At 69.5% G+C, this 22,949-nt stretch carries 17 protein-coding genes; 1 reads left to right on the top strand and 16 read right to left on the bottom strand.

Annotated elements, in window-relative coordinates; genetic code table 11:
* Positions 1-16: 16 nt before the first annotated feature.
* The 16 genes from ACFPGP_RS09040 to rplJ all read right to left on the bottom strand — a co-directional run bounded on the left by ACFPGP_RS09040 (position 17) and on the right by rplJ (position 21,474).
* Positions 17-1,273: a geranylgeranyl reductase family protein gene (locus ACFPGP_RS09040; RefSeq protein ID WP_378589385.1), complete on the bottom strand. Its 1,257-nt coding sequence runs from the start codon at positions 1,271-1,273 to the stop codon at positions 17-19.
* A gap of 86 nt (positions 1,274-1,359) precedes the next feature.
* Positions 1,360-5,235, bottom strand: a complete 3,876-nt coding sequence (locus ACFPGP_RS09035) for a DNA-directed RNA polymerase subunit beta' (RefSeq protein ID WP_378589383.1) — start codon at positions 5,233-5,235, stop codon at positions 1,360-1,362.
* Between the two features lie 101 nt (positions 5,236-5,336).
* Positions 5,337-8,801 carry a DNA-directed RNA polymerase subunit beta gene (rpoB, locus tag ACFPGP_RS09030; RefSeq protein ID WP_378589381.1) on the bottom strand — a complete coding sequence of 1,155 codons (3,465 nt, stop codon included), beginning with the start codon at positions 8,799-8,801 and terminating at the stop codon, positions 5,337-5,339.
* Between the two features lie 275 nt (positions 8,802-9,076).
* Positions 9,077-9,856 carry a hypothetical protein gene (locus ACFPGP_RS09025; RefSeq protein WP_378589380.1) on the bottom strand — a complete coding sequence of 260 codons (780 nt, stop codon included), beginning with the start codon at positions 9,854-9,856 and terminating at the stop codon, positions 9,077-9,079.
* Positions 9,853-10,383, bottom strand: a complete 531-nt coding sequence (locus tag ACFPGP_RS09020; protein WP_378589379.1) for a hypothetical protein — start codon at positions 10,381-10,383, stop codon at positions 9,853-9,855. Before ACFPGP_RS09020 ends, ACFPGP_RS09025 begins: the two co-directional genes overlap by 4 nt.
* 53 nt (positions 10,384-10,436) lie before the next feature.
* A complete protein-coding gene (locus ACFPGP_RS09015) occupies positions 10,437-11,720 on the bottom strand; it encodes an MCE family protein (RefSeq protein WP_378589377.1) in 1,284 nt (427 codons plus the stop codon).
* Positions 11,717-13,123, bottom strand: a complete 1,407-nt coding sequence (locus tag ACFPGP_RS09010; RefSeq protein ID WP_378589376.1) for an MCE family protein — start codon at positions 13,121-13,123, stop codon at positions 11,717-11,719. The genes ACFPGP_RS09015 and ACFPGP_RS09010 overlap by 4 nt, the downstream gene beginning before the upstream one ends.
* Entirely contained in the window at positions 13,120-14,250 is a 1,131-nt protein-coding gene (locus tag ACFPGP_RS09005; RefSeq protein ID WP_378589374.1) for an MCE family protein, read from the bottom strand. Before ACFPGP_RS09005 ends, ACFPGP_RS09010 begins: the two co-directional genes overlap by 4 nt.
* A 1-nt stretch (position 14,251) precedes the next feature.
* The gene (locus tag ACFPGP_RS09000; RefSeq protein WP_378589373.1) at positions 14,252-15,220 is read right to left on the bottom strand and encodes an MCE family protein; all 969 of its coding nucleotides are present in this window, start codon (positions 15,218-15,220) and stop codon (positions 14,252-14,254) included.
* Complete coding sequence (locus ACFPGP_RS08995) at positions 15,217-16,248, bottom strand: MCE family protein (RefSeq protein WP_378589372.1); 1,032 nt, start codon at positions 16,246-16,248, stop codon at positions 15,217-15,219. The genes ACFPGP_RS09000 and ACFPGP_RS08995 overlap by 4 nt, the downstream gene beginning before the upstream one ends.
* Entirely contained in the window at positions 16,245-17,531 is a 1,287-nt protein-coding gene (locus ACFPGP_RS08990) for an MCE family protein (RefSeq protein ID WP_378589371.1), read from the bottom strand. Before ACFPGP_RS08990 ends, ACFPGP_RS08995 begins: the two co-directional genes overlap by 4 nt.
* 7 nt (positions 17,532-17,538) lie before the next feature.
* Entirely contained in the window at positions 17,539-18,366 is an 828-nt protein-coding gene (locus tag ACFPGP_RS08985) for an MlaE family ABC transporter permease (RefSeq protein ID WP_378589369.1), read from the bottom strand.
* A gap of 5 nt (positions 18,367-18,371) precedes the next feature.
* Entirely contained in the window at positions 18,372-19,160 is a 789-nt protein-coding gene (locus ACFPGP_RS08980) for an MlaE family ABC transporter permease (RefSeq protein ID WP_378589368.1), read from the bottom strand.
* A gap of 8 nt (positions 19,161-19,168) precedes the next feature.
* Positions 19,169-20,125 (bottom strand): ABC transporter ATP-binding protein, encoded by a 957-nt coding sequence (locus ACFPGP_RS08975; RefSeq protein WP_378589366.1) that lies wholly within the window; start codon positions 20,123-20,125, stop codon positions 19,169-19,171.
* A 267-nt stretch (positions 20,126-20,392) separates the two neighbouring features.
* Positions 20,393-20,788, bottom strand: a complete 396-nt coding sequence (gene rplL, locus ACFPGP_RS08970; protein ID WP_378589365.1) for a 50S ribosomal protein L7/L12 — start codon at positions 20,786-20,788, stop codon at positions 20,393-20,395.
* Between the two features lie 53 nt (positions 20,789-20,841).
* Positions 20,842-21,474 carry a 50S ribosomal protein L10 gene (gene rplJ, locus ACFPGP_RS08965; RefSeq protein ID WP_378589363.1) on the bottom strand — a complete coding sequence of 211 codons (633 nt, stop codon included), beginning with the start codon at positions 21,472-21,474 and terminating at the stop codon, positions 20,842-20,844.
* Positions 21,475-21,864: 390 nt separating this feature from the next.
* Here rplJ and ACFPGP_RS08960 point away from each other — a divergent pair, with 390 nt between their 5' ends.
* The gene (locus ACFPGP_RS08960; protein ID WP_378589362.1) at positions 21,865-22,869 is read left to right on the top strand and encodes a DnaB-like helicase C-terminal domain-containing protein; all 1,005 of its coding nucleotides are present in this window, start codon (positions 21,865-21,867) and stop codon (positions 22,867-22,869) included.
* The last annotated feature ends 80 nt before the right edge of the window (positions 22,870-22,949 follow it).

Genomic DNA, 22,949 nt, shown 5'->3' with positions numbered 1-22,949 from the left:
GTGGCGCACGGGCGGCTCAGGCGAAGGGCGGGCGCGCGTCGCGCGCGATGGAACGACGACCGGCCCAGCGCCACACGCGGGCGGCGCGGTCGCGGTCGTCGTCGGTGACCAGGTTGCCCATCCAGCGCAGGGCCAGGGTCATCAGCAGGTCGGAGCGCATGCCCGCCGGGCCGAGGGTGGGCAGCAGCCGCGGGACCGTGACCAGCCCGGCCAGGCGTCGGGCGATCGAGAACGACTCGCCGTAGTGCTCGCGCAGCACCGCCGGCCATCGCTCCCCCAGGTCGGTGTCGCCGGCGGCCAGCTCCTCGGCGACCAGGCGTCCGGTCTCGAGGCCGTAGTCGATGCCCTCGCCGTTGAGCGGGTTCACGCAGCCTGCGGCGTCGCCGATGAGGGCCCAGTTGCGGCCGGCCACGTGGGAGACCGCACCGCCCATCGGCAGCAGCGCCGACGTCGGCGCGCGCAGGTCGGAGCTGAGCCCGAACTCCTCGCGGCGCTGGGAGGCGTAGTGGCGCATCAGCGGGCGCAGCGCGACCTCGGCCGGGCGCTTGGCCGTGGCCAGGGTGCCGACGCCGATGTTGATCTCGCCGGTGCCGGAGGTCGAGCCCAGCGGGAAGATCCAGCCGTAGCCCGACAGGATCTCGCCCGACTCGCCCCGCAGCTCGAGGTGCGAGCTGATCCACGGGTCGTTGGCGCGCGTGGACTCGACGTACGCCCGACCGGCGACGCCGTAGACCGTGTCGCGGTGCCACTCCCGGCCCAGCGCCTTGCCCAGCGGCGAACGCACGCCGTCGGCGACGACGAGGCGGCGGCAGGCGATCTCGTGGGTGCCGTCCTGGCCCCGGAACACGACGGCGGCGACCCGGTCGCCGTCCATCCGCACGTCGACCGCGCGGGCGCCGTCGACGGCCGTGGCCCCCGCCTTGATCGCGGTCGTGCGCAGGTGGTCGTCGAGCTCGGTGCGGGGCACGGCGGAACCCCAGTCGGGCAGCGAGCCGCCCGGCCACGGGAGGTGCAGGGTCTGCCCGAACCCGTGGGCGCGCAGGCCCCGGTTGACGGTGCGGGCCCGCAGCCAGTCGCGCAGGCCGAGCTTCTCGAGCTCGTGCACCGCGCGCGGCGTCAACCCGTCGCCGCAGGTCTTGTCGCGGGGGAAGACGGCCGCGTCCGCGAGCAGCACCTCAGCACCCGCGCGCGCGGCCCACGCGGCAGCCGCGGACCCGGCCGGGCCGGCGCCGACGACCAGGACGTCGGTCTGCGCGGGAACTCCTGTGCTCACGGCCCCGATTCTCTCAGGCGGCAGGTCAGGGCCCGAAATCAACGCTGACCCGCCGTTAACTAACGGCGGGTCAGCGTGGGGTCGGCTCAGTTCTGGTAGGAACCGAAGTCGAAGTCGTCCAGCGCGACGGCCTGGCCGCCGGTGTTGCCGAACTCGTAGTCGTAGGAGTCGTAGCCCGTGACGGAGTACGCCGCGGCGCGGGCCTCCTCGGTCGGCTCCACCCGGATGTTGCGGTACCGCTCGAGGCCGGTGCCCGCCGGGATCAGCTTGCCGATGATCACGTTCTCCTTCAGACCGCGCAGCGAGTCGGAGCGGCCGTGGATCGCCGCGTCGGTGAGGACGCGGGTGGTCTCCTGGAAGGAGGCCGCCGAGAGCCACGACTCGGTCGCCAGCGAGGCCTTGGTGATGCCCATGAGCACCGGACGACCCGAGGCCGGCTTGCCGCCCTCGGAGACCACGCGCCGGTTCTCCTCCTCGAAGACCACACGGTCCACGAGGTCGGAGGGCAGCAGGTTGGTGTCGCCCGACTCGATCACCGTGATCCGGCGCAGCATCTGCCGCACGATGATCTCGATGTGCTTGTCGTGGATCGACACACCCTGCGACCGGTACACGGCCTGGACCTCGTCCACCAGGTGCTCCTGCGCCTTGCGCACGCCGAGGATCCGCAGCACGTCCTGCGGGTCCGGCGTACCGGCCGTCAGGTGGTGCCCGACCTCGATGTGCTCGCCGTCGGCGACCATCAGGCGCGACCGCTTGGAGACCGGGTACTCCTGGACCTCCGAGCCGTCGTCGGGCGTGACCAGCACCTTGCGGGCCTTGTCGGTCTCCTCGATCTCCACGCGGCCGGCGGCCTCGGAGATCGGGGTCCGGCCCTTGGGCGAGCGGGCCTCGAAGAGCTCGACCACGCGGGGCAGACCCTGCGTGATGTCGTCGGCCGAGGCCACACCACCGGTGTGGAAGGTACGCATGGTCAGCTGCGTGCCGGGCTCACCGATCGACTGGGCCGCGATGATGCCGACGGCCTCGCCGATGTCCACCAGCTTGCCGGTGGCCAGCGAGCGGCCGTAGCACTTGGCGCAGGTGCCGGTCTTGGCGTCGCAGGTCAGCACGGAGCGGACCTTGACCTCCTCGACACCCGCCGCGACCAGCTCGCCGATCTTGACGTCGCCGAGGTCCTCGCCCGCCCCGACCAGCACCTCGCCGGTCTCCGGGTGGGTGACCTCGACGGCGGCGGTCCGGGCGTACGCCGCGGTCTCGGCGTTGTCGTCCTTGCGGACCACGCCGGCGTCGTCGCGACGGCCGATCCGCTTGGGCAGGCCGCGCTCGGTGCCGCAGTCGTCCTCGCGGATGATCACGTCCTGCGAGACGTCCACCAGACGACGGGTCAGGTAACCCGAGTCGGCGGTCCGCAGCGCGGTGTCGGCCAGACCCTTGCGGGCACCGTGCGTGGCGATGAAGTACTCCAGCACGGTCAGGCCCTCGCGGAAGTTCGACTTGATCGGCCGCGGGATGATCTCGCCCTTCGGGTTCGCCACCAGGCCTCGCATGGCGGCCACCTGCCGGATCTGGTTCATGTTTCCGGAGGCACCCGAGTCGACCATCATGTAGATCGGGTTGGTGCGGTCGAAGTTGGTCTCCATCGCGTGGCCGACCTTGTTCGACGCCTCGGTCCAGATCTCGATGAGCTCCTGGCGGCGCTCCTCGTCGGTGACCAGACCGCGCTCGAACTGCTTCTGGACCTTGGCCGCCTGGGTCTCGTAGTCCGCGAGCAGCTCCGCCTTGTTGGCGGGCGTCACGACGTCCTCGATCGACACGGTGACACCGGACCGGGTGGCCCAGTGGAAACCGGTGTCCTTGAGGGCGTCGAGCGACGCGGCGACCTCGACCTTGGTGTAGCGCTCGGCGAGGTCGTTCACGATCGCGCCGAGGGCCTTCTTGCCCACCTCGTAGTTCACGTAGGGGTAGTCGGCCGGCAGCGTGTCGTTGAACAGCGTGCGCCCCAGCGTGGTGTCGAGGGTCAGCGAGCGACCCTCCTCCCAGTCGGTGAGGTCCCAGTCGAGCGGCGGGACGACGTCGTCGAGGCGGATCCGGACCTTGCTCTGCAGCGAGATCTCGCCACGGTCGAACGCCATGATCGCCTCGGCCTGCGAGGAGAACGAGCGACCCTCGCCGGGCTCGCCGTCACGGTCGGTGGTGAGGAAGAACAGACCCACGATCATGTCCTGGGTCGGCATCGTCACCGGGCGGCCGTCGGACGGCTTGAGGATGTTGTTCGTCGACAGCATCAGGATCCGGGCCTCGGCCTGCGCCTCGGCCGACAGCGGCAGGTGCACCGCCATCTGGTCGCCGTCGAAGTCCGCGTTGAACGCGGTGCAGACGAGCGGGTGGATCTGGATCGCCTTGCCCTCGATCAGCTGGGGCTCGAAGGCCTGGATGCCAAGGCGGTGCAGCGTGGGCGCACGGTTGAGGAGCACCGGGTGCTCGGTGATGACCTCCTCGAGGACGTCCCACACGACCGGGCGGGCGCGCTCGACCATCCGCTTGGCGGACTTGATGTTCTGCGCGTGCGACAGGTCGACGAGCCGCTTCATCACGAACGGCTTGAACAGCTCGAGCGCCATCTGCTTGGGCAGACCGCACTGGTGCAGCTTCAGCTGCGGACCGGAGACGATCACCGAACGGCCGGAGTAGTCGACGCGCTTGCCGAGCAGGTTCTGGCGGAAGCGGCCCTGCTTGCCCTTGAGCATGTCGGACAGCGACTTGAGCGGGCGGTTGCCCGGACCGGTCACCGGCCGGCCGCGGCGGCCGTTGTCGAACAGCGAGTCCACGGCCTCCTGGAGCATCCGCTTCTCGTTGTTCACGATGATCTCGGGCGCGCCGAGGTCGAGCAGCCGCTTGAGGCGGTTGTTGCGGTTGATGACGCGCCGGTAGAGGTCGTTGAGGTCCGACGTCGCGAACCGGCCACCGTCGAGCTGCACCATCGGGCGCAGGTCCGGCGGGATGACCGGGACGGCGTCGAGCACCATGCCGATCGGCTGGTTGCCGGTCTTGCGGAAGGCGTCGACGACCTTGAGCCGCTTGAGGGCGCGGACCTTGCGCTGGCCCTTGCCGGTCGCGATGGTCTCGCGCAGCGACTCCACCTCGGCCTCGACGTCGAAGTCCTGCAGGCGCTTCTGGATCGCCGTGGCGCCCATGTGGCCCTCGAAGTACTTGCCGAACCAGTTCTTCATCTCGCGGTAGAGCATCTCGTCGCCCATGAGGTCCTGGACCTTGAGCGTCTTGAAGGTGTTCCACACCTCGTCGAGACGGTCGAGCTCGCGCTGCGCACGGTCGCGCAGCTGCTTCATCTCGCGCTCGGCGGCGTCGCGCACCTTGCGGCGGGCGTCGGCCTTGGCACCCTCGGCCTCGAGCGCGGCGAGGTCCTCCTCGAGCTTCTTGCTGCGGTCCTCGAGCGAGCCGTCGCGGCGCTTCTCGAGCCGCTCGCGCTCCAGGCCGACCTTGCCCTCGAGCGAGGACAGGTCACGGTGACGGGCGTCCTCGTCGACGCTCGTGATCATGTACGCCGCGAAGTAGATGACCTTCTCGAGGTCCTTCGGGGCGAGGTCGAGCAGGTAGCCGAGGCGGCTCGGGACACCCTTGAAGTACCAGATGTGGGTGACCGGTGCGGCGAGCTCGATGTGGCCCATGCGCTCGCGGCGCACCTTGGAGCGGGTGACCTCGACGCCGCAGCGCTCGCAGATGATGCCCTTGAAGCGCACGCGCTTGTACTTGCCGCAGTAGCACTCCCAGTCCCGGGTGGGACCGAAGATCTTCTCGCAGAAGAGGCCGTCACGCTCGGGCTTGAGCGTGCGGTAGTTGATGGTCTCCGGCTTCTTGACCTCGCCGTGGCTCCACTGGCGGATGTCCTCCGCTGTGGCCAGGCCGATCTGAAGCTGGTCGAAGAAGTTCACGTCGAGCACGATGGCTGGATTCCTTCGGTTAGTTCTCTTGAGTCAAGGCTGTGGACCGAGGTCCCGCCGCCGTGGTCTCGACTTGCTCGACCGACGGCGACGGGGTCACCTCAGACTTCTTCGACGCTGCTGGGCTCGCGACGGGACAGGTCGATGCCGAGCTCCTCGGCCGCCCGGAAGACGTCTTCCTCGGCGTCCTTCATCTCGATGGCCGTGCCGTCCTGCGACAGCACCTCCACGTTGAGGCAGAGCGACTGCATCTCCTTGACGAGCACCTTGAACGACTCGGGGATGCCCGAGTCGGGGATGTTCTCGCCCTTCACGATCGCCTCGTACACCTTGACCCGGCCGGGCACGTCGTCCGACTTGATCGTCAGCAGCTCCTGCAGGGCGTAGGCGGCGCCGTACGCCTCCATCGCCCAGACCTCCATCTCGCCGAACCGCTGGCCACCGAACTGGGCCTTACCGCCCAGCGGCTGCTGCGTGATCATCGAGTAGGGGCCGGTGCTGCGCGCGTGGATCTTGTCGTCCACGAGGTGGTGCAGCTTGAGGATGTACATGTAGCCGACCGAGACCGGGTCCGGGAACGGCTCGCCGGAGCGGCCGTCGAACAGGTTGGCCTTGCCGTTGACGCCGATCAGGCGGTTGCCGTCGCGGTTCTTCAGGGTCGCCCCGAGCAGGCCGGTGATCTCGTCCTCGCGCGCGCCGTCGAACACCGGTGTCGCCACGTTGGTGTTGGGCTCGGCCTTCTCGGCGTGGATCTTGATCAGGCGCTGCTTCCAGGCCTCGGTCTTCTTGTCCTCGCTCAGCTCGATGTCCCAGCCCTGCTTGGCCAGCCACCCGAGGTGGAGCTCGAGGATCTGGCCGATGTTCATGCGTCGCGGGACGCCGAGCGGGTTGAGGACCACGTCGACCGGGGTGCCGTCCTCCATGAACGGCATGTCCTCGATCGGCAGGATCTTCGCGATGACGCCCTTGTTGCCGTGACGGCCCGCGAGCTTGTCACCCACGGAGATCTTGCGCTTCTGCGCGACGTAGACGCGGACCAGCTGGTTCACGCCCGGGGGCAGCTCGTCGCCGTCCTCGCGGTCGAAGACCCGGACGCCGATGACGGTGCCGGACTCGCCGTGCGGCACCTTCATCGAGGTGTCGCGCACCTCGCGCGCCTTCTCGCCGAAGATCGCGCGGAGCAGGCGCTCCTCGGGGGTCAGCTCGGTCTCGCCCTTCGGCGTCACCTTGCCGACCAGCACGTCACCGGTGGTGACCTCGGCGCCGATGCGGATGATGCCGCGCTCGTCGAGGTCGGCCAGCATCTCCTCGGAGACGTTCGGGATGTCCCGGGTGATCTCCTCGGGGCCGAGCTTGGTGTCGCGGGCGTCGACCTCGTGCTCCTCGATGTGGATCGAGGTGAGCATGTCCTCCTGCACCAGGCGCTGGCTGAGGATGATCGCGTCCTCGTAGTTGTGGCCCTGCCACGGCATGAACGCGACCAGCAGGTTCGTGCCCAGCGCCATCTCGGCGTTGTCGGTGCACGGACCGTCGGCGATCGGGGTGCCGACCTCGAGCCGGTCGCCCTCGGTCACCAGCGGACGCTGGTTGATGCAGGTGCCCTGGTTGGAGCGACGGAACTTCGCCAGCTTGTACGTCGTGTAGGTGCCGTCGTCGTTCATGGTCTCGATGACCTCGGCCGACACCTCCTTCACGACACCGGCCGCCCGGGCCACGACCACGTCACCGGCGTCGACCGCTGCGCGGTACTCCATGCCGGTGCCCACCAGCGGCGCGTCGCTCTTGATGAGCGGCACGGCCTGGCGCTGCATGTTCGCGCCCATGAGCGCGCGGTTGGCGTCGTCGTGCTCGAGGAACGGGATCAGGGCGGTCGCCACCGACACCATCTGGCGCGGGGAGACGTCCATGTAGTCGACCTCGTCGGCCAGGACCTCGGAGACCTCGCCGTCGCGCTGGCGGACCAGCACCCGCTCCTCGACGAACTTGTTCTTGTCGTCGAGCGGGGCGTTCGCCTGGGCGATGACGTAGCGGTCCTCGTCGTCCGCGGTGAGGTACTCGACCTGGTCGGTGACCTTGCCGTTCTTCACCTTGCGGTAGGGCGTCTCGACGAAGCCGAACGGGTTGATCCGGCCGTAGGACGCCAGCGAGCCGATCAGACCGATGTTGGGACCCTCAGGGGTCTCGATCGGGCACATACGGCCGTAGTGCGACGGGTGGACGTCGCGGACCTCCATGCCGGCGCGGTCCCGGGACAGACCGCCCGGGCCGAGCGCGGACAGGCGACGCTTGTGCGTCAGGCCCGCGATCGGGTTGGTCTGGTCCATGAACTGGCTCAGCTGCGAGGTGCCGAAGAACTCCTTCAGCGCCGCCACCACGGGGCGGATGTTGATCAGCGACTGCGGCGTGATCGCCTCGACGTCCTGGGTCGTCATCCGCTCGCGGACCACCCGCTCCATGCGGGCCAGGCCCGTGCGGAGCTGGTTCTGGATCAGCTCGCCGACCGTGCGCATGCGGCGGTTGCCGAAGTGGTCGATGTCGTCGGCGGAGATGTCGAAGGTGCCCTGGGGCGTCTCGAGCTGCTCACGGCCGTCGTGGAGCGCGACGATGTAGCGGATCGCGGCCACGATGTCGTCGACGGTCAGCGTCTGCTGGTCGAACGCCTCGAGCAGGCCGAGCTTCTTGTTCACCTTGTAGCGGCCGACCTTGGCGAGGTCGTAGCGCTTGGGGTTGAAGTAGTAGTTGTTGAGCAGCGTCTGCGCTGCCTCGCGCGTCGGCGGCTCGCCCGGGCGCAGCTTGCGGTAGATGTCGAGCAGCGCATCGTCCTGGCCCTGGGTGTGGTCCTTCTCCAGGGTCAGCATCATCGACTCGTACTCGCCGAACTCCTCGCGGATCTGCTCGTTGGTCCAGCCGAGGGCCTTGAGCAGCACCGTGACGTTCTGCTTGCGCTTGCGGTCGAGGCGGACGCCGACCATGTCGCGCTTGTCGATCTCGAACTCGAGCCAGGCGCCGCGCGAGGGGATGAGCTTCGCGGTGTAGATGTCCTTGTCGGACGTCTTGTCGGCCGTGCGCTCGAAGTAGACGCCCGGGCTGCGGACCAGCTGGGAGACCACGACGCGCTCGGTGCCGTTGATGATGAACGTGCCCTTGTCGGTCATGAGCGGGAAGTCGCCCATGAAGACCGTCTGGCCCTTGATCTCACCGGTGTCGTTGTTGGTGAACTCCGCCGAGACGTAGAGCGGCGCGGAGTAGGTGAAGTCCTTCTCCTTGCACTCGTCGACGGTGTACTTCGGGTCGTAGAAGACCGGGTTCTCGAACGAGAGCGACATCGTCTCGGAGAAGTCCTCGATCGGGGAGATCTCCTCGAAGATCTCCTGGAGACCGGACTTCGGGGAGACGTCCTCGCCCGCGTCGACGCGAGCCTGGACCTGCTGCTCCCACCCCTCGTCGCCGATCAGCCAGTGGAAGCTGTCGGTCTGCAGAGAGAGGAGCTGGGGAACCTCGAGAGGTTCGGTGATCTTTGCGAAGGAGATGCGGCGAGACTGACCAGAGGTGGTGCGCGCGGCCAAGAGGTGTCCTTTTCAAGGGTCGCTCTGGGAAGGGCGTCCACCGACCACCAGGACCGCCACCGGGCAGGCGGAAGGGCATATGAGGGCAGACGCAAGGACCCACGATAGCGCAACAGAGCGCGCACCACAAGGCGCGGCCAGCCCTCACGGCCAGCGCCTGCCGACGATGATGAGGGACCGCGCGACCGAGGTCAAGCAGAACACGGCATCCCGGGGGAACGAAGACGCTCCCGCGGCGGGGCCGCGGGAGCGTCGGGTGGAGGTGTGCAGACGACCTACTGCGCGACCGGGGAGGTCTCGAGGTCGTCCACCAGCCACCGGTCCCCCTCACGGGCCATGGTCAGCGTGACCTGGTCCTTGTAGACGACCGGTCGCTCCGGGTCGGCCTTGTTGGTGGTCGGCCGGTCGACGAACAGCAGCACCTGGACGCGGTCCTCGCCGGACCGCACGACGGCCGAGGCCAGGGGCGGGTCGACCTGCACCACCGTCTTCGTGCCCGGCGCGTTGTCCTGGAGCACCCCGAACAGCTGGTCGTAGTCCTCCTGGTAGGAGGAGGTCAGGTACGCGTGCGCCGCGGCCTGGTCGTCGTCGAGGTGGCGGTAGTCGTAGGAGAGCAGCGGGACGACGGCGCGCTCGGCCGCGCTCTGGGCCGCCCGGGTCGCGGCCTCGACGTCGTCGTCGGACGGGGTCGTGGCGAGGTAGCCCGCGAAGCCGCCCACCACCGCCGTGACGGCGGCGAGCCCCACCAGCAACCAGGTGGGCGGCACCCAGCCGGCCCGCGCGGAGCCGGCCTCCTCGTCCTCGAGCGGGTCCTCGAGCGGGACGGCGGTCGCCACCGCGGCCGGGGCACCCGCGGCCTCGTCGTCGGCGGCCAGCGCGTGGTCGTGCGCGGCCCGGCGCCGGGGGTCGAGGAGCACCTCGGCCGCCTGGTTGTAGGCGCGGAAGCGTCGGTCGGAGGGGTCGAGGTCCGCGATCGCGGACTTCCAGGCGACCCGGACCTCCTCCGGGCTCGCGTCGCGGTCGACGTCCAGCAGGTCGTACATGCTCGGGGTCACTGCTGCTCCTCCCCGTCGGCACCGGTGATCGGGGAGAAGTCGTCGACGAGCCACCGGCCGTCGGTCTTCACCAGCTGCACCTCGATCCGGAACGGCACCGGCTGGGCCTGCACCGGCTCCCCGTCCTTCGCCGAGGGGTAGGTGTCGGTGAAGCTGCCGGCCACCAGCGCGGTCGCCGAGTCGGCGTCGATCATCGACACCCCGGTGGAGAACACCTTCGCCACGCGCGACACCTCGGCCTGGGAGACCAGCTGCTCGGCGGTCGTCACCTCCTTGTCGAAGGAGGTGGCGAACTTCGGCGTGATGACCTCCTTGACCTTCTCCCGGTAGTCCGGCATCTGGCCCCGGTCGTCGAGCTGGTCGGGACCGAAGGTGCCCATGCGGAGCATGAACTGCTCGGTCTGCGCCATCACCTGCTCCCGCTGCCGCTGGAGCTCGTCGGCCTCCCCGCGACGGCCGGCCAACAGCCAGACGAGGGTCCCCGCCGAGGCCAACAGCGCCACGACGAGCACGCCGAGCAGCGCCACCCGGAAGCCGCGGGAACGGGGGGCGGGAGGAGCAGAGGTCTGCTCCTCGTGGATCACTTCCCTGTCAACAAGGGCTGAAGGAACAGCCATTTCCAGGACTCCTCTCCCAGAGTGCGTGGTGCGGGGGTGCCCGGGGAGGTGAGTCCTCCCGGCACCTGGCTGCCCCATGTCAGCCGGTCCGTGGTCGGGTCGTACGACGCGACGGGCGCGCGGTAGGCGGCCGCGGCGCGCGGAGCGTTCTGCGCCCCGCGCGGGTCGCTCTGCGACGGCGGCTCGGTGCAGCGCGCGTCGGTGTTCATCTTCGCGTTGCTGCCGTCCTGCGGCGGCCGGATGTCGGTGCCCTGGTAGCCGTCGTGGCACACGGACGGGTTCTGGGTGAGCACCATGCCGAAGTGGGCGTCGTACAGGCCCGTCTCGGGGGACTTCGAGACCACCGTGAAACCGCCCTCGACGACGTAGGGGTAGATCGCGAGGATCTGCTCCACGCCGTGGATGTTCTCGACCACGACCTCGCCGGTCGTGACGAGCTCGCCGATCAGCTCGCCCAGGTCGACGTCGTTCTCCTCGAGGAACGTGCGGAGCTGGGTCGCCGTGGCCGACCCGTTGTCGATGACCTCGCGCAGCGCCCGGTCAGAGCCGGCCAGCGTGCCGGTGAACAGCTGGAGGTCGCGGGCGAACGAGCGGATCGCCTGCGCCGAGTCGAGCTGGCCGCGCAGCACCGTGTTGCTGTCGCGGATCAGCGCCTTCGTGGTGTCGAAGTTGGCATTCGCCTCGGCGATGAACGAGTTGCCCGAGTCGATGATCCGCTGGAGGTCCTGCCCGGTGCCGCCGAAGGCGTCGCCGAGCTCGGAGACGGTGGTGGACAGGGCGTCCTTGTCGACCGACTCGACGGTGTCGGAGATGTCGCCGAGCAGCTGCTGGGTCTGGATCGGGGTCCGGGTGTCCTCCTCGGCGATCTCGTCGCCGTCGGAGAGGTAGGGCTGCGCGTCGACCTGCGGTTGCAGCTCGACGTACTGCTCACCCACCGCGGAGCGGTTCCCGACCACGGCGAGGGTGTCGGCGGGGATCGAGTCGTAGCCCTTGTCGATGTCCATGACGACGTCGACACCCTGGTCGGTCAGCACCAGCTTCTCGACCTGGCCGATCCGCACGCCCCGGTAGGTCACCTCGCCGCCGGCGAAGATGCCGCCGGAGTCGGCGAAGTGCGCGGTGACGGCGTACGTGTCGTCGAACAGCAGCCTGTCGAGGCGCGCGTAGCGGGCGCCGACGAAGCTGACGCCGAGCAGCGTGATGAGCACGAAGACCATCAGCTGGACCTTGGTGCGACGCGTGATCACCGGGTCACCATCCCGGGGACGAGGAGGGAGACGAGGGCGGGGTCGTAGCGCTTGAGCAGCCAGCCCATGGTCGGTCCCTTCGCCGGGTCGTACGACGCGTCCGGCAGGGAGGGGCCGTACCCGACGCGGGGCAGGCCCGGCAGGCCCGGCAGGCTCGGCAGCGAGGGCAGGCCGGGGACCTGGTTGACGAGGTAGGTGCAGATCGGCTTGTCCTCGTTCTCCGGCTTCGCGCACTCCTCACGGAGCTTGAGCAGCTTCTCGGGCGACTTCAGGACCCTCTGGCACGCCTTGCTGGTGACCTTGCCGGACCGCAGGCACTTCGCGACGTCGCCGAGGACCACCGTCGGGTCGACCACCGTGGGCAGGTCGGTCAGGTCGGTGGGGTCGGGCAGCCCGGTGTCGTTCTCGTCGCTCCCCACGTTGACGTCGAGCTCGACGGAGAGGTTGGTGTAGTCGCCCATGTGGAGGTTGCGCGCCACCTGCGGGTCGCGGCCGACCACCTCGTCGACGAACGGGTAGGTCAGGAACACGTTGAACGCGTCGACGAAGTCCTTGCCGCTGTTGGCGAGCTCGGTGAGCACCGGGTCGAGCTGCCGGACCGTCTGGATCGTCGCGTCCTCGGAGGCGTTGATGACCCGGACGCCGATGTCCCCGAGCCGGTTGAGGCTCTGCAGCATCCGGACGAGGTCGCCGCGCTGCTTGTCGATGGTCTCAAGGGCGCTCGGCAGCTCCTCCAGCGCGGAGTCGATGCTCGAGGTCTGGTCGTTGACGGAGACCGCGAGGCGGTTGAGGGAGTCGATCGCCCGGACGATGTCCTCCTTGTTGTCGTCGAGCTGGCCGGTGAGCAGCTCGACCTGGCGCAGCACCGAGCGCGCCGAGTCCTCCCGCCCCTCGAGCGCCTGGTTGAGCTCGGGCGCGATCGTCTGCAGCTGGGCCACCCCGCCGCCGTTGAGGATCAGGCTGAGCGCGCCGAGCACCTCCTCGACCTCCGGGTTGCGACCGGTGCTGTCGAGGCCGATCACGTCGCCCGACTCCAGCTGTCCGGTCGCGCCGGTGGGCGGCGGGCTGAGGGAGACGAACTTCTCGCCGAGGAGGCTGGTCTGCCGCAGCTCGGCGATCGCGTTGTCGGGGAGGTCGACGTCGTTCTGCAGGGCGAGCGTGACGTCGGCGGTGTAGCCGTCGAGCGTGATGTCGGTGACCTGCCCGACGTTCACGTCGTTCACCTTGACCGTCGACCTGGGCACGAGGTCGAGCACGTCGCGGAACTTGACCGTGACCATGATCGGGTCGTCGCCGACGTCGGTGCCGCCCGGGAGCGGCAGCTCGTAGACGTCGAAGTCGCAGCCGCTGAGCGCGACCGAGGTGACGAGCAGCAGGAGCAGGGCCTTGAGACGGGTCATCATGGCTGCACCTCCGCCAGGCCGCCGAGGGTCGGGTCGAACCGGTCGTGCGTGCGCACGCCGACCTGGCCGAAGGCGGCCCGGGGCAGGCCGCGGTTGATCAGGTCGCAGGTGTTGCCGCTGGTGTCGACCTGGTCGACGACGCTGCACAGGAAGGCGGCCGGGTCGGCCGCGACCTGGCCGGGCAGCTCCCCGATGTTGGCCCGGGTGTCGAGCGTGCCGGCCTGCGGGTTGTAGGTCAGGGCCAGGTTGTTGAGCGCCAGCGGGCCGGCGGTGAGGATCTCGTCGAGCGCGCCGCGCTGCTTGACCAGCACCTTCGCCACGCGGTTGAGCCCCTGGATGTTGCGGCCGAGCACCTCGCGGTTCTCCTGCACGAACGACGACACCTCGCCGAGCGCCGAGCCGAGGTTGCGCAGGGAGGCCCGCAGGTCGCCCCGCTCGCCCTCGAGGACGCCGGCCACCTGGGCCAGCGACTGGTTGAACCGGCGCACCGTCGAGTCGTTGCGCGCCAGGGTCCCGATGAAGCCCTCGAGCTCGGCAGCGGAGCCGAACAGCTCCTCCTTGTTGTCGTCGAGGGTCTGGCTGAGCTGGCTGAAGTCCTCGACCGTCTGGTGGAACTGCTCGCCCTGCCCGCCGAAGTTGGCGGCGGTGGACTCGAGCAGGTCGGTCAGCGCGCCCTTGCTGTTCGCGCCGGTGGGGCCGAGGGCGACAGTCAGGTCGTCGAGGCTCGAGTAGATCTGGTCGAGCTCGAGCGGCACCGCGGTCTGGTCCTCGTCGAGGGTCGCGCCGTCGGCGAGCACGTCGTCACCCTGCTCGAAGACCGGGGTGAGCTGCACGAAGCGGTCGCCCACGATCGAGGGGGCCACGATCACTGCCTTGGCGTCCGCGGGGATCTCGGTGTCCGCGTCGTAGGACATGGTGACCACGACGTCGGTGCCCGAGGGCGTGACGGTGTCGACCGTGCCGACTGGCACACCGAGCACGCGGACGTCGCTGCCCTCGTAGATCGACACCGTCCGCGGGAAGTGCGCGGTGAGGGTCTTGCGCTCCTCTCCCCCGAGGAAGGTGAACGCCGCCGCCACCACGAGGGCGAGGACGATGACCGGGGCGACCAGCCTGCGCAGCGCCATCTCAACCACCCACCTGGGGGACGGGGGGCAGGTTCTCGATGTAGGTGTCGAACCACGGGCCGTTGCCGAGGGTGTTGGCGAAGACCCGGTAGAACGGCGCCATCAGCCGGAGGCTGTTGTCGAGGTTGTCCTCGTTCTTGTTGAGCACCTCGACGACGTTCTCGAGGTGCAGCAGCGCCGGCTCGAGGTCCTCGCGGCTCTGCTGCACGAGGCTCGTCAGCTCCTTCGACAGGCGCGTGGTGGACACCAGCAGGTTGTGCACGGCCTCGCGGCGGGCCACCAGCGCGCGGAACAGGACGTCGGAGTCCTTCATCAGCGCGACGATGTCCTCGTCACGGTCGTCGAGCACCGTGGAGACGCGGTCGAGGTTGCCGAGCAGGTCGTTGATCTTCTCGTTGCGCGAGGCCACCGTGGCCGAGAGGCGCGAGACCCCGTCGAGCGCCGCCCGGAACTCCTCGGGTGTGTTGCGGGTCAGGTCGGCCAGCGTGGTCAGCGACTGCGCGAGCTGGTCGGTGTCGATCCGCTCGGAGGTCTCGGCGAGCCCCGAGAAGGCGTCGACGACGTCGTACGGCGAGCTGGTGCGCTCGACCGGGATCGCGTCGCCCTCCGGCATCTGCCCCTCGCCGGCCGGCTGGAGGGCGAGGAACATGGCACCGAGGAGGGTCTTCACCTTGATCGCGGCCGCGGTCTCGGGGCCGAACTCGGCGCCGCTGTCGACCCGGAAGGTCACGCGGACGTGGTCGCCCTCGAGCGCGACGTCCTCGACCTTGCCCACGCGCACGCCGGCGATGCGGACCTCGTCGTTGACCTTGAGCCCGCCGGCCTCGGCGAAGTCGGCGTAGTAGGTGTCACCGCCCCCGATGACGGGGAGGTCCTGTGCGCGGAAGGCCGCGAGGATCAGCGCCGCGATCACGGCGAGGCTGATCGCCCCGACGACGACCGGGTTGCGCTCGCGGAAGGGGGTGCTCATCGGAGATCACACCTGTCGGAGCCGGTCTGGTAGTCGACCGGGATCGTCCGGCCGGCGACGTGCACGTTGCCGGAGAAGGAGCAGAGGTAGAAGTTGAACCACGAGCCGTAGGCCGCGGTGCGGCCGACCTTCTCCAGCTTGATCGGGAGCACCTGCAGGGCCCGGTCGAGCTCGGCCTTGTTGGCGTCCACGGCGCCCGCGAACCGGCGGAGCTGGTGGACGTCGTCGACGAACGGCCGGCGGATGCCCGAGACCAGGTCGGCGGTCTGCACCGACAGCGCCGAGATCTGGTCGAGGCTGTCGAGGATGGCCTTGCGGTCGTCCTTCAGGCCGCCGACGAAGGTGCGGAACGTGGTGATGAGGCGGCTCAGCTGCTCGTCACGGTCGCCGAGGTGGTCGAGCACCTCGTTCAGGTTGTCGATCAGCGCGCCGATCACCTGGTCGCGGTCGGCCAGCGTGCTGGTCACCGACGCGGTGTTGGCGAGCAGCCCCTCGAGCGTGCCGCCCTCGCCCTGGAAGACCTGGACGATCTCGTACGAGAGCTGGTTGAGCTCGGAGGGCGACAGCGCCTGGAAGAGCGGCTTGAAGCCGTTGAACAGGACCGTCAGGTCGAGCGCCGGCGAGGTCTGCGAGACCGGGATCGTGGCGCCCTCCTCGAGCGGCGCCGAGTCGCCGATCTCCTGCGTGAGAGACAGGTAGCGCTGGCCGACGAGGTTGCGGTAGCGGATCGCGGCGTTGGTGGCCCCGGTGACCGCGGTGTCCTCGTCGACGGTGAAGGTGACCAGCGCCCGCGTGCGGTCGACGATCTCGACGTCCTCGACCGTGCCGACCTTGACGCCCGCGACGCGCACGTCGTCGCCGTCCACCACCCCGGTCGCGTCGACGAACTCGGCCTTGTACTCCTTGCTGCCCGCGAAGGAGATGTTGCCGATGGTGATCACCAGCATGCTCGTCGCGACCGTCGTCACGACGATGAAGACGAGCAGCTTGGCGAGGTCGACGGTGGTCCTCTTGTCCAGGACGCTCATCGGTACCCCACCTCCGCCCCACGCGCCATCGGGCCCACGAGCAGCACGCCCAGGTCGGGCACGTCGGCGCTCGACAGACCCAGCGAGGGCGCGAGCAGTGACTTGAGGAGGGCGGTCTCCTGCGCGCTGCCCTCGTAGCCGGTCCCCGTCGTCCAGTAGCCCGGCGCGGTGCGGCTGGTGCCCTTGCCCGTCGGCTCGTCGACGCCGTCGTCGAAGTCGGGCTGCACGCGGACCGGGTTGGTCTGTGACCACGGCGGGTGGGGGAGGTTCACGCACGCCGGTCCGCGGGTCTCGCCGAAGCGGGGCTTGTCCTGGGGACCGTAGCCGCGCGGCTGGTTGGGCAGCGTCTCCAGCACGATGTGCAGGGTGAAGCCGCGGAAGGCCTCGGCCTGGAGCCGGCCGGCGTTCACGATGCCCTGGGTGAGGCAGGGGTACTCCGGGGCGTACTTGGCGAAGACGCCGATCTGCTTCTGCGAGACGTCGGCGAGCCGGATCAGGTTGTCGCCGTTGCGGTCGAGGAAGTCGCGCGAGGTGTCGGCGAACGCCGCCACGTCGGTGAAGAGCGCGTGCACCTTGGCGTCGCGGTCCTGGAGCGTTCCCGTGGTCGTCACGGTGTTGCGCAGGATCGAGGCGATCTCGGGCATCACGTCGGCATAGGTGTCGGAGACCCTCGAGGTCAGGCGGAGGTCGTCGACCAGCGCGGGGATCTGCGGGTTGAGCCGCTCGAGGTAGCTGTCGACGGTCTCGAGGTTCTCGCCGAGCTCGCTGCCGCGGCCCTCCAGCGCGGTGGCCAGCGCGTTCAGCGTCATGTTGAGGTCGGCCGGCTGCACCGTGCGCAGCAGCGGGTAGAGGTCGGAGAGGACCCTCTCGACCTCGATGGAGACCTGGGTCCGCTCGATGACGTCGCCGGTCTGCAGCGTGCCGGCGGCCCCCGACTGCGGGATCTCGAGCGACACGTACTTCTCGCCGAACAGCGTCTTGGGCACGATCGAGCCGGTGACGTTGGCCGGGATCGTGTCGATCTGGCTCGGGTAGATGCCGAGGGTGAGCTCGGCGCCGTCGGCGGTGGTGTCGAAGTCGAGCACCTCCCCGACGATGACGCCGCGGATCTTCACGTCGGCCCGGGTGGGGAGCTGCAGGCCGATCTTCGAGGTCTGGAGGGTGACCTCGTCGTAGTCCGCGAACTTCTTGGTGAAGATGCCGTAGGTCAGGTACACCGCGCCGACGAGCAGGGCAAGGAACACGACTCCGAGCAGGCGCGGGTTGGCGATGATGCGGGACACGGTCAGCTCACCCCGCCAGCCGAACGGTCGTGGTGGTGCCCCAGATCGCCATCGAGAGGAAGAGGTCGATGACGTTGATGGCGACGATGCTGGTGCGGACGGCGCGGCCCACCGCGACGCCCACGCCCGCGGGGCCGCCCGAGGCGTTGTAGCCGTGGTAGCAGTGGATGAGGATGACCACGACCGCGAAGACCAGCACCTTGCCGAACGACCACAGCACGTCCCCCGGCGGGAGGAACTGGTTGAAGTAGTGGTCGTAGGTGCCCGTGCTCTGGCCGAAGAACTGGGTGACCGTGAGCCGGGTGGCGAAGTAGGACGCGAGCAGGCCCACGACGTACAGCGGGATGATCGCGATCAGGCCGCCGATGATGCGGGTGGTGACCAGGAAGGGCAGCGACGGGATCGCCATCACCTCGAGCGCGTCGACCTCCTCGGAGATCCGCATCGCGCCGAGCTGCGCGGTGAAGCCGCACCCGACCGTCGCCGCGAGGGCGATGGCCGCCACGAGGGGAGCGATCTCGCGGGTGTTGAAGTACGCCGAGACGAACCCCGAGAACGCCGCGGTGCCGATCTGGTTGAGGGCGGCGTAGCCCTGGAGGCCGACCTCGGTGCCGGTGAAGAAGCACATCGCCGTGATCACGCCGACGGTGCCGCCGATGACGGCCAGCGCGCCGGAGCCCAGCGTGACCTCGGCGAGGATCCGCAGGATCTCCTTCTTGTAGCGGCGGATGGTGCGCGGCGTCCAGGCCAGCGCCCGGACGAAGAAGGCCAGCTCCTGTCCCAGCTGGTCGAGCTGCCGCACGGGGCGCTCGTAGACGGACCTCAGGCTCGACACCGGCCTCACCCTGTCTTCGGTGGGACGAGCTGGAAGTAGATCGCGCTCATCACGAAGTTGACGACGAACAGGAGCATGAAGGTGATGACGACGGACTCGTTGACCGCGTCGCCCACCCCCTTGGGGCCGCCGGCCGCGTTCATGCCCTTGTAGCAGGCGACGATCGCGGCGATCAGTCCGAAGACCAGTGCCTTCGCCATGCCCTGCCACAGGTCGGGCAGCTGGGCGAGCGCCGTGAAGCTGGCGAGGTAGGCCCCTGGTGTGCCGTCCTGCAGGACGACGTTGAACACGTAGCCGCCGGCGACCCCGACCACGCTGACCAGGCCGTTGAGGAAGACGGCGACCAGCATGCAGGCCAGCACCCGCGGCACCACGAGCCGCTGGATCGGGTCGATGCCGAGCACCATCATCGCGTCGAGCTCTTCGCGGATCTTGCGCGCGCCGAGGTCCGCGGCGATCGCGGACCCGCCGGCGCCGGCGATGAGGAGCGAGGTGGCGATCGGCCCGGCCTCGCGCACGACGGCGAGGACCGCGGCCGAGCCGGTGAAGGACTGGGCGCCGAACTGCTTGATCAGGCCACCGACCTGCAGCGCGATCACCGCACCGAACGGGATCGCGACGAGCGCGGTCGGGATGATCGTCACCGAGGCGATGAACCAGGCCTGCTGGATGAACTCGCGCAGCTGGAAGGGGCGGCGGAACATGCCGCGCCCGACGTCGAGGCCGAAGGCGAAGAGCTTGCCTGCGGTCCCGATCGGGGCGAGAGCCCGGGAGGCGGTGAGGGAGGTGGCCATGGCGTCGGTCAGGCCCCACCCGGTGCCATCGACATGGTGGCCTCGAACGAGCCCGGCGGCGGGGTGACGCCGTTGTCGCGGCACCACGCGCCGGGCTCGCGCTGCGAGCGCCGCGGGATGCCGTTGGAGGGCTCGAGCTGCAGCGGGATCGGCGGGAGCGGCGGCAGCTCCTGGTCCTTCTCTGCCTCGAGCTCGTCGGCGTCCTTCTCCTCCGACATGCCGATCGGGCCGACCCGCTGGGCGTTGAGGAACTGGCGCACGACCGGCTCCTCCGACGACAGCAACATCTCGCGCGGACCGAACATCGCGAGGTGGCGGTGGTACAGGAGGCCGATGTTGTCGGGGACCGTGCGGGCGGTGTTGATGTCGTGGGTGACGATCAGGAACGTCGCGTCGATCTGGGCGTTGAGGTCCACGATCAGCTGGTTGAGGAACGCCGTGCGGACGGGGTCGAGACCGGAGTCGGGCTCGTCGAAGAGGACGATCTCGGGGTCGAGGACCAGGGCACGGGCCAGGCCGGCCCGCTTGCGCATGCCGCCGGAGATCTCGCCGGGCAGCTTCGTCTCGGCGCCGACGAGGCCGACGAGGTCCATCTTCTCCATGACGATGTCGCGGACCTCGGACTCCGACTTCCTGGTGTGCTCGCGCAGCGGGAAGGCGACGTTGTCGTAGAGGTTCATGGAGCCGAACATCGCGCCGTCCTGGAACAGGACGCCGAACAGCTTGCGGATCTCGTAGAGGTCGCGCTCGGAGCAGCTCGCGATGTCGGTACCCTCGATGACGATCGAGCCGCGGTCGGGCTTCAGCAGGCCGATCAGCGCCTTGAGGAAGACCGACTTTCCCGTGCCCGAGGGGCCGAGCATCACGCAGATCTCCCCGGCGGGGACGGTGAGAGTGACGTCGCCCCAGATGAGCTGCTTGCCGAAGGACTTGGTGAGGCCGTCGACCTCGATCTCCACGCCCACGCGCTGGCCCTCCCTCTCCCAGGTCTCGCTCGGTGTCGCCGTCTGTCCAGGGCGCGACGCTGAGCGTCTGCCCGAGCCCCCCACTCGCCGGGAACAACGCTGGTGCGGCGCGGAGGTTACGCGTCGAGCCGCACGGTCCGAGGTCCACCTGAGCGCTGGACCAGCAGTCTCCTCAGGTGCCCGGAGACGCAGACGAGGGCGGTCCCACCGTGTCGGTGGGACCGCCCTCGCGGTGGCTGCGCGTCCGCGGGACGCGTCAGCCGGGGGTCACTTGAGGGTGACGGTGGCGCCGGCGCCCTCGAGGGCCTCCTTGGCCTTCTCGGCAGCGTCCTTGGCGACCTTCTCCAGGACCGCCTTGGGTGCGGACTCGACCAGCTCCTTGGCCTCCTTCAGGCCGAGCGAGGTGAGGGCGCGCACCTCCTTGATCACGTTGATCTTCTTGTCGCCGGCCGCCTCGAGGACGACGTCGAACTCGTCCTGCTCGGCAGCAGCCTCGCCGCCGCCGGTGGCCGCGCCGCCCGCAGCCGGAGCCGCGGCAACCGCGACCGGGGCAGCGGCGGTGACGCCGAAGGTGTCCTCGAACTGCTTCACGAACTCGCTCAGCTCAATGAGGGTCATCTCCTTGAACGCGTCGAGCAGCTCGTCGGTGGTGAGCTTCGCCATGATGGCTTCCTTCCTTGGTACTTCGGATTCAGGTGGTGTACGACGCGCTGGGCTCAGGCGTCGGTGGTCTCGGCCGCCTCGGCAGCGGGCTCCTCGTCGGGAGCCGCCTCCGCGGCCGGGGCCTCCTCGTCAGCGGCCGGCGAGCCGGCACCACCCGCGAGGATCGAGGGGTCCTGCTCGGCCTTGGCCTGCAGGGCGCCGGCGAGCCGGGCAGCCTGCGCGATCGGCGCGTTGAGCAGGTAGACGGCCTGGCTGAGCGACGCGAGCATCGCGCCGGCCAGCTTGCCCAACAGCACCTCGCGCGACTCGAGGTCGGCCAGCTTGGCGACCTCCTGCGCGTCGAGGGGCTTGCCGTCGAGGACGCCACCCTTGATGACCAGGGTGGGGTTCGCCTTGGCAAAGTCACGCAGACCCTTGGCCGCCTCGACCACGTCGCCGTTGATGAAGGCGATCGCGGTCGGGCCGGTCAGCAGGTCGTCGAAGCCGTCGATGCCCGCCTCGGTGGCGGCGATCTTGGCCAGCGTGTTCTTGACCACGGCGTAGTTGGCGTTCGCACCGAGGGAGCGCCGCAGTTCCTGCAGCTGCTTCACGGTGAGACCGCGGTACTCGGTCAGCACAGCACCGGCGGCACCGTTGAACGACTCAACGATCTCCGCGACGGCTGCTGCCTTCTCTGGCCGCGCCATGGGTCTCCTTCCGATCGGGGAGACCACCGCTCCGGGCCCGGGCCCAGCGACGACGAACGCCCCGAGCGCAGGCGCTCAGGGCGTGGAGCCGGCGGACCGGCCCGGTTGCTCTGATCCCTGCGCTGGCCGTCCGCTGACGCGGAACCTTCGGTCGCTCACCCCACGGTGCAGGATCGCGACAGACCGGCGGTCTCTGGTTTCGTCGAGGACTCTACGCCGCGGGCCCGGAGGGGCCAAATCGGGGTCCGGGTGGTCCGGGGCGAGCCATGCCAGGTGTCCGTTCGGCGGCCGGGGGGCCCATGTGGGGGGTCCCGGGCTGGTCCGGACCAACCACGGGACCTTGACGAAAAATTGACGAAAGTCCTGCGCCGGAGGTCCCGCCGTGCTCCCATGACAAGCGTGATGGAGCAGACCAGCAGCATCTCGGGGATCCTCGAGCAGAGCGACGAACGCCTACGCAATGCAGGCGAGTCGCTGGCGAGGGTCTGGCCGACCGGATTCGCGGCGCTCGACCGTTCCCTCGGGGGCGGTCTGCGGGGCGGAGGACTCACCCTCCTCGCCGGCCCGCAGGGCGTCGGCAAGACGACGTTCGCGCTGCAGCTCGCGCGCAACGTCGCCCGCAGCGGGAAGAGCGTCGTCTACTTCAGCTTCGAGCACGATCCCGAGGACCTGCTCACCCGCCTGATCTCCCTCGAGGCCGGGGAGCTGCTCTCCAGCCGGGCGCCGGGGCTGGAGCAGATCCGCACCGTGCTCGAGGACTGCAGCGTCTCGACGTCGATCGAGGAGCGCCTCGCCGACCTGCCCTCGGGCCCCGAGGCGCTCGCCGCGGTGCGGGAGTACGCCGACCGCCTGCACGTGCACCGGGCGACCGGGACCTCCACGGACCTGACCGAGATCCAGAACACCGCGGAGCAGGTGTGGCAGGCCAGCGGCCAGGTGCCGATGCTGGTGGTGGACTACCTCCAGAAGGTCAACGTGCCCGGCCCGCAGACCAACGACGAGGAACGCTCGGGCATCGTCGCCGAGGGGCTCAAGGACCTGTCCATCGACGGCGGGATGCCGGTGCTCGCCATGGTCGCCTCCGACCGTGACGGCATCACGTCCGGCCGCCGGATGCGGGTCCACCACCTGCGGGGCTCCTCGGCGCTCGCCTACGAGGCGGACGCGGTCATGATCTTCAACCAGAAGTACGACGTGGTGGCGCGCCACCACCTCGTCTACGACGTGACCAACGCCGAGAAGTACCACCAGTGGGCGGTGCTGACGGTGGAGAAGAACCGGTTCGGCCAGGACGGCATCAACCTGGAGTTCCGCAAGTACTTCCACCAGAGCCGCTTCTCGCCCGACGGCAGCCAGGTCACCGAGCAGCTGGTCGACGACCGCCTCTTCGCCTGAGCGACTCCTCCCCGAGGGACGACGACGGCCCGGAGCTCACGCTCCGGGCCGTCGTCGTGCGTCGTGGGCGGGTGCCCGCG

The organism is Nocardioides taihuensis (assembly GCF_042657275.1).
GTDB lineage: Bacteria > Actinomycetota > Actinomycetes > Propionibacteriales > Nocardioidaceae > Nocardioides > Nocardioides taihuensis.
The sequence above is the reverse complement of the archived record's forward strand: the minus strand, read 5'-3'. Positions and strand labels throughout refer to the sequence as shown.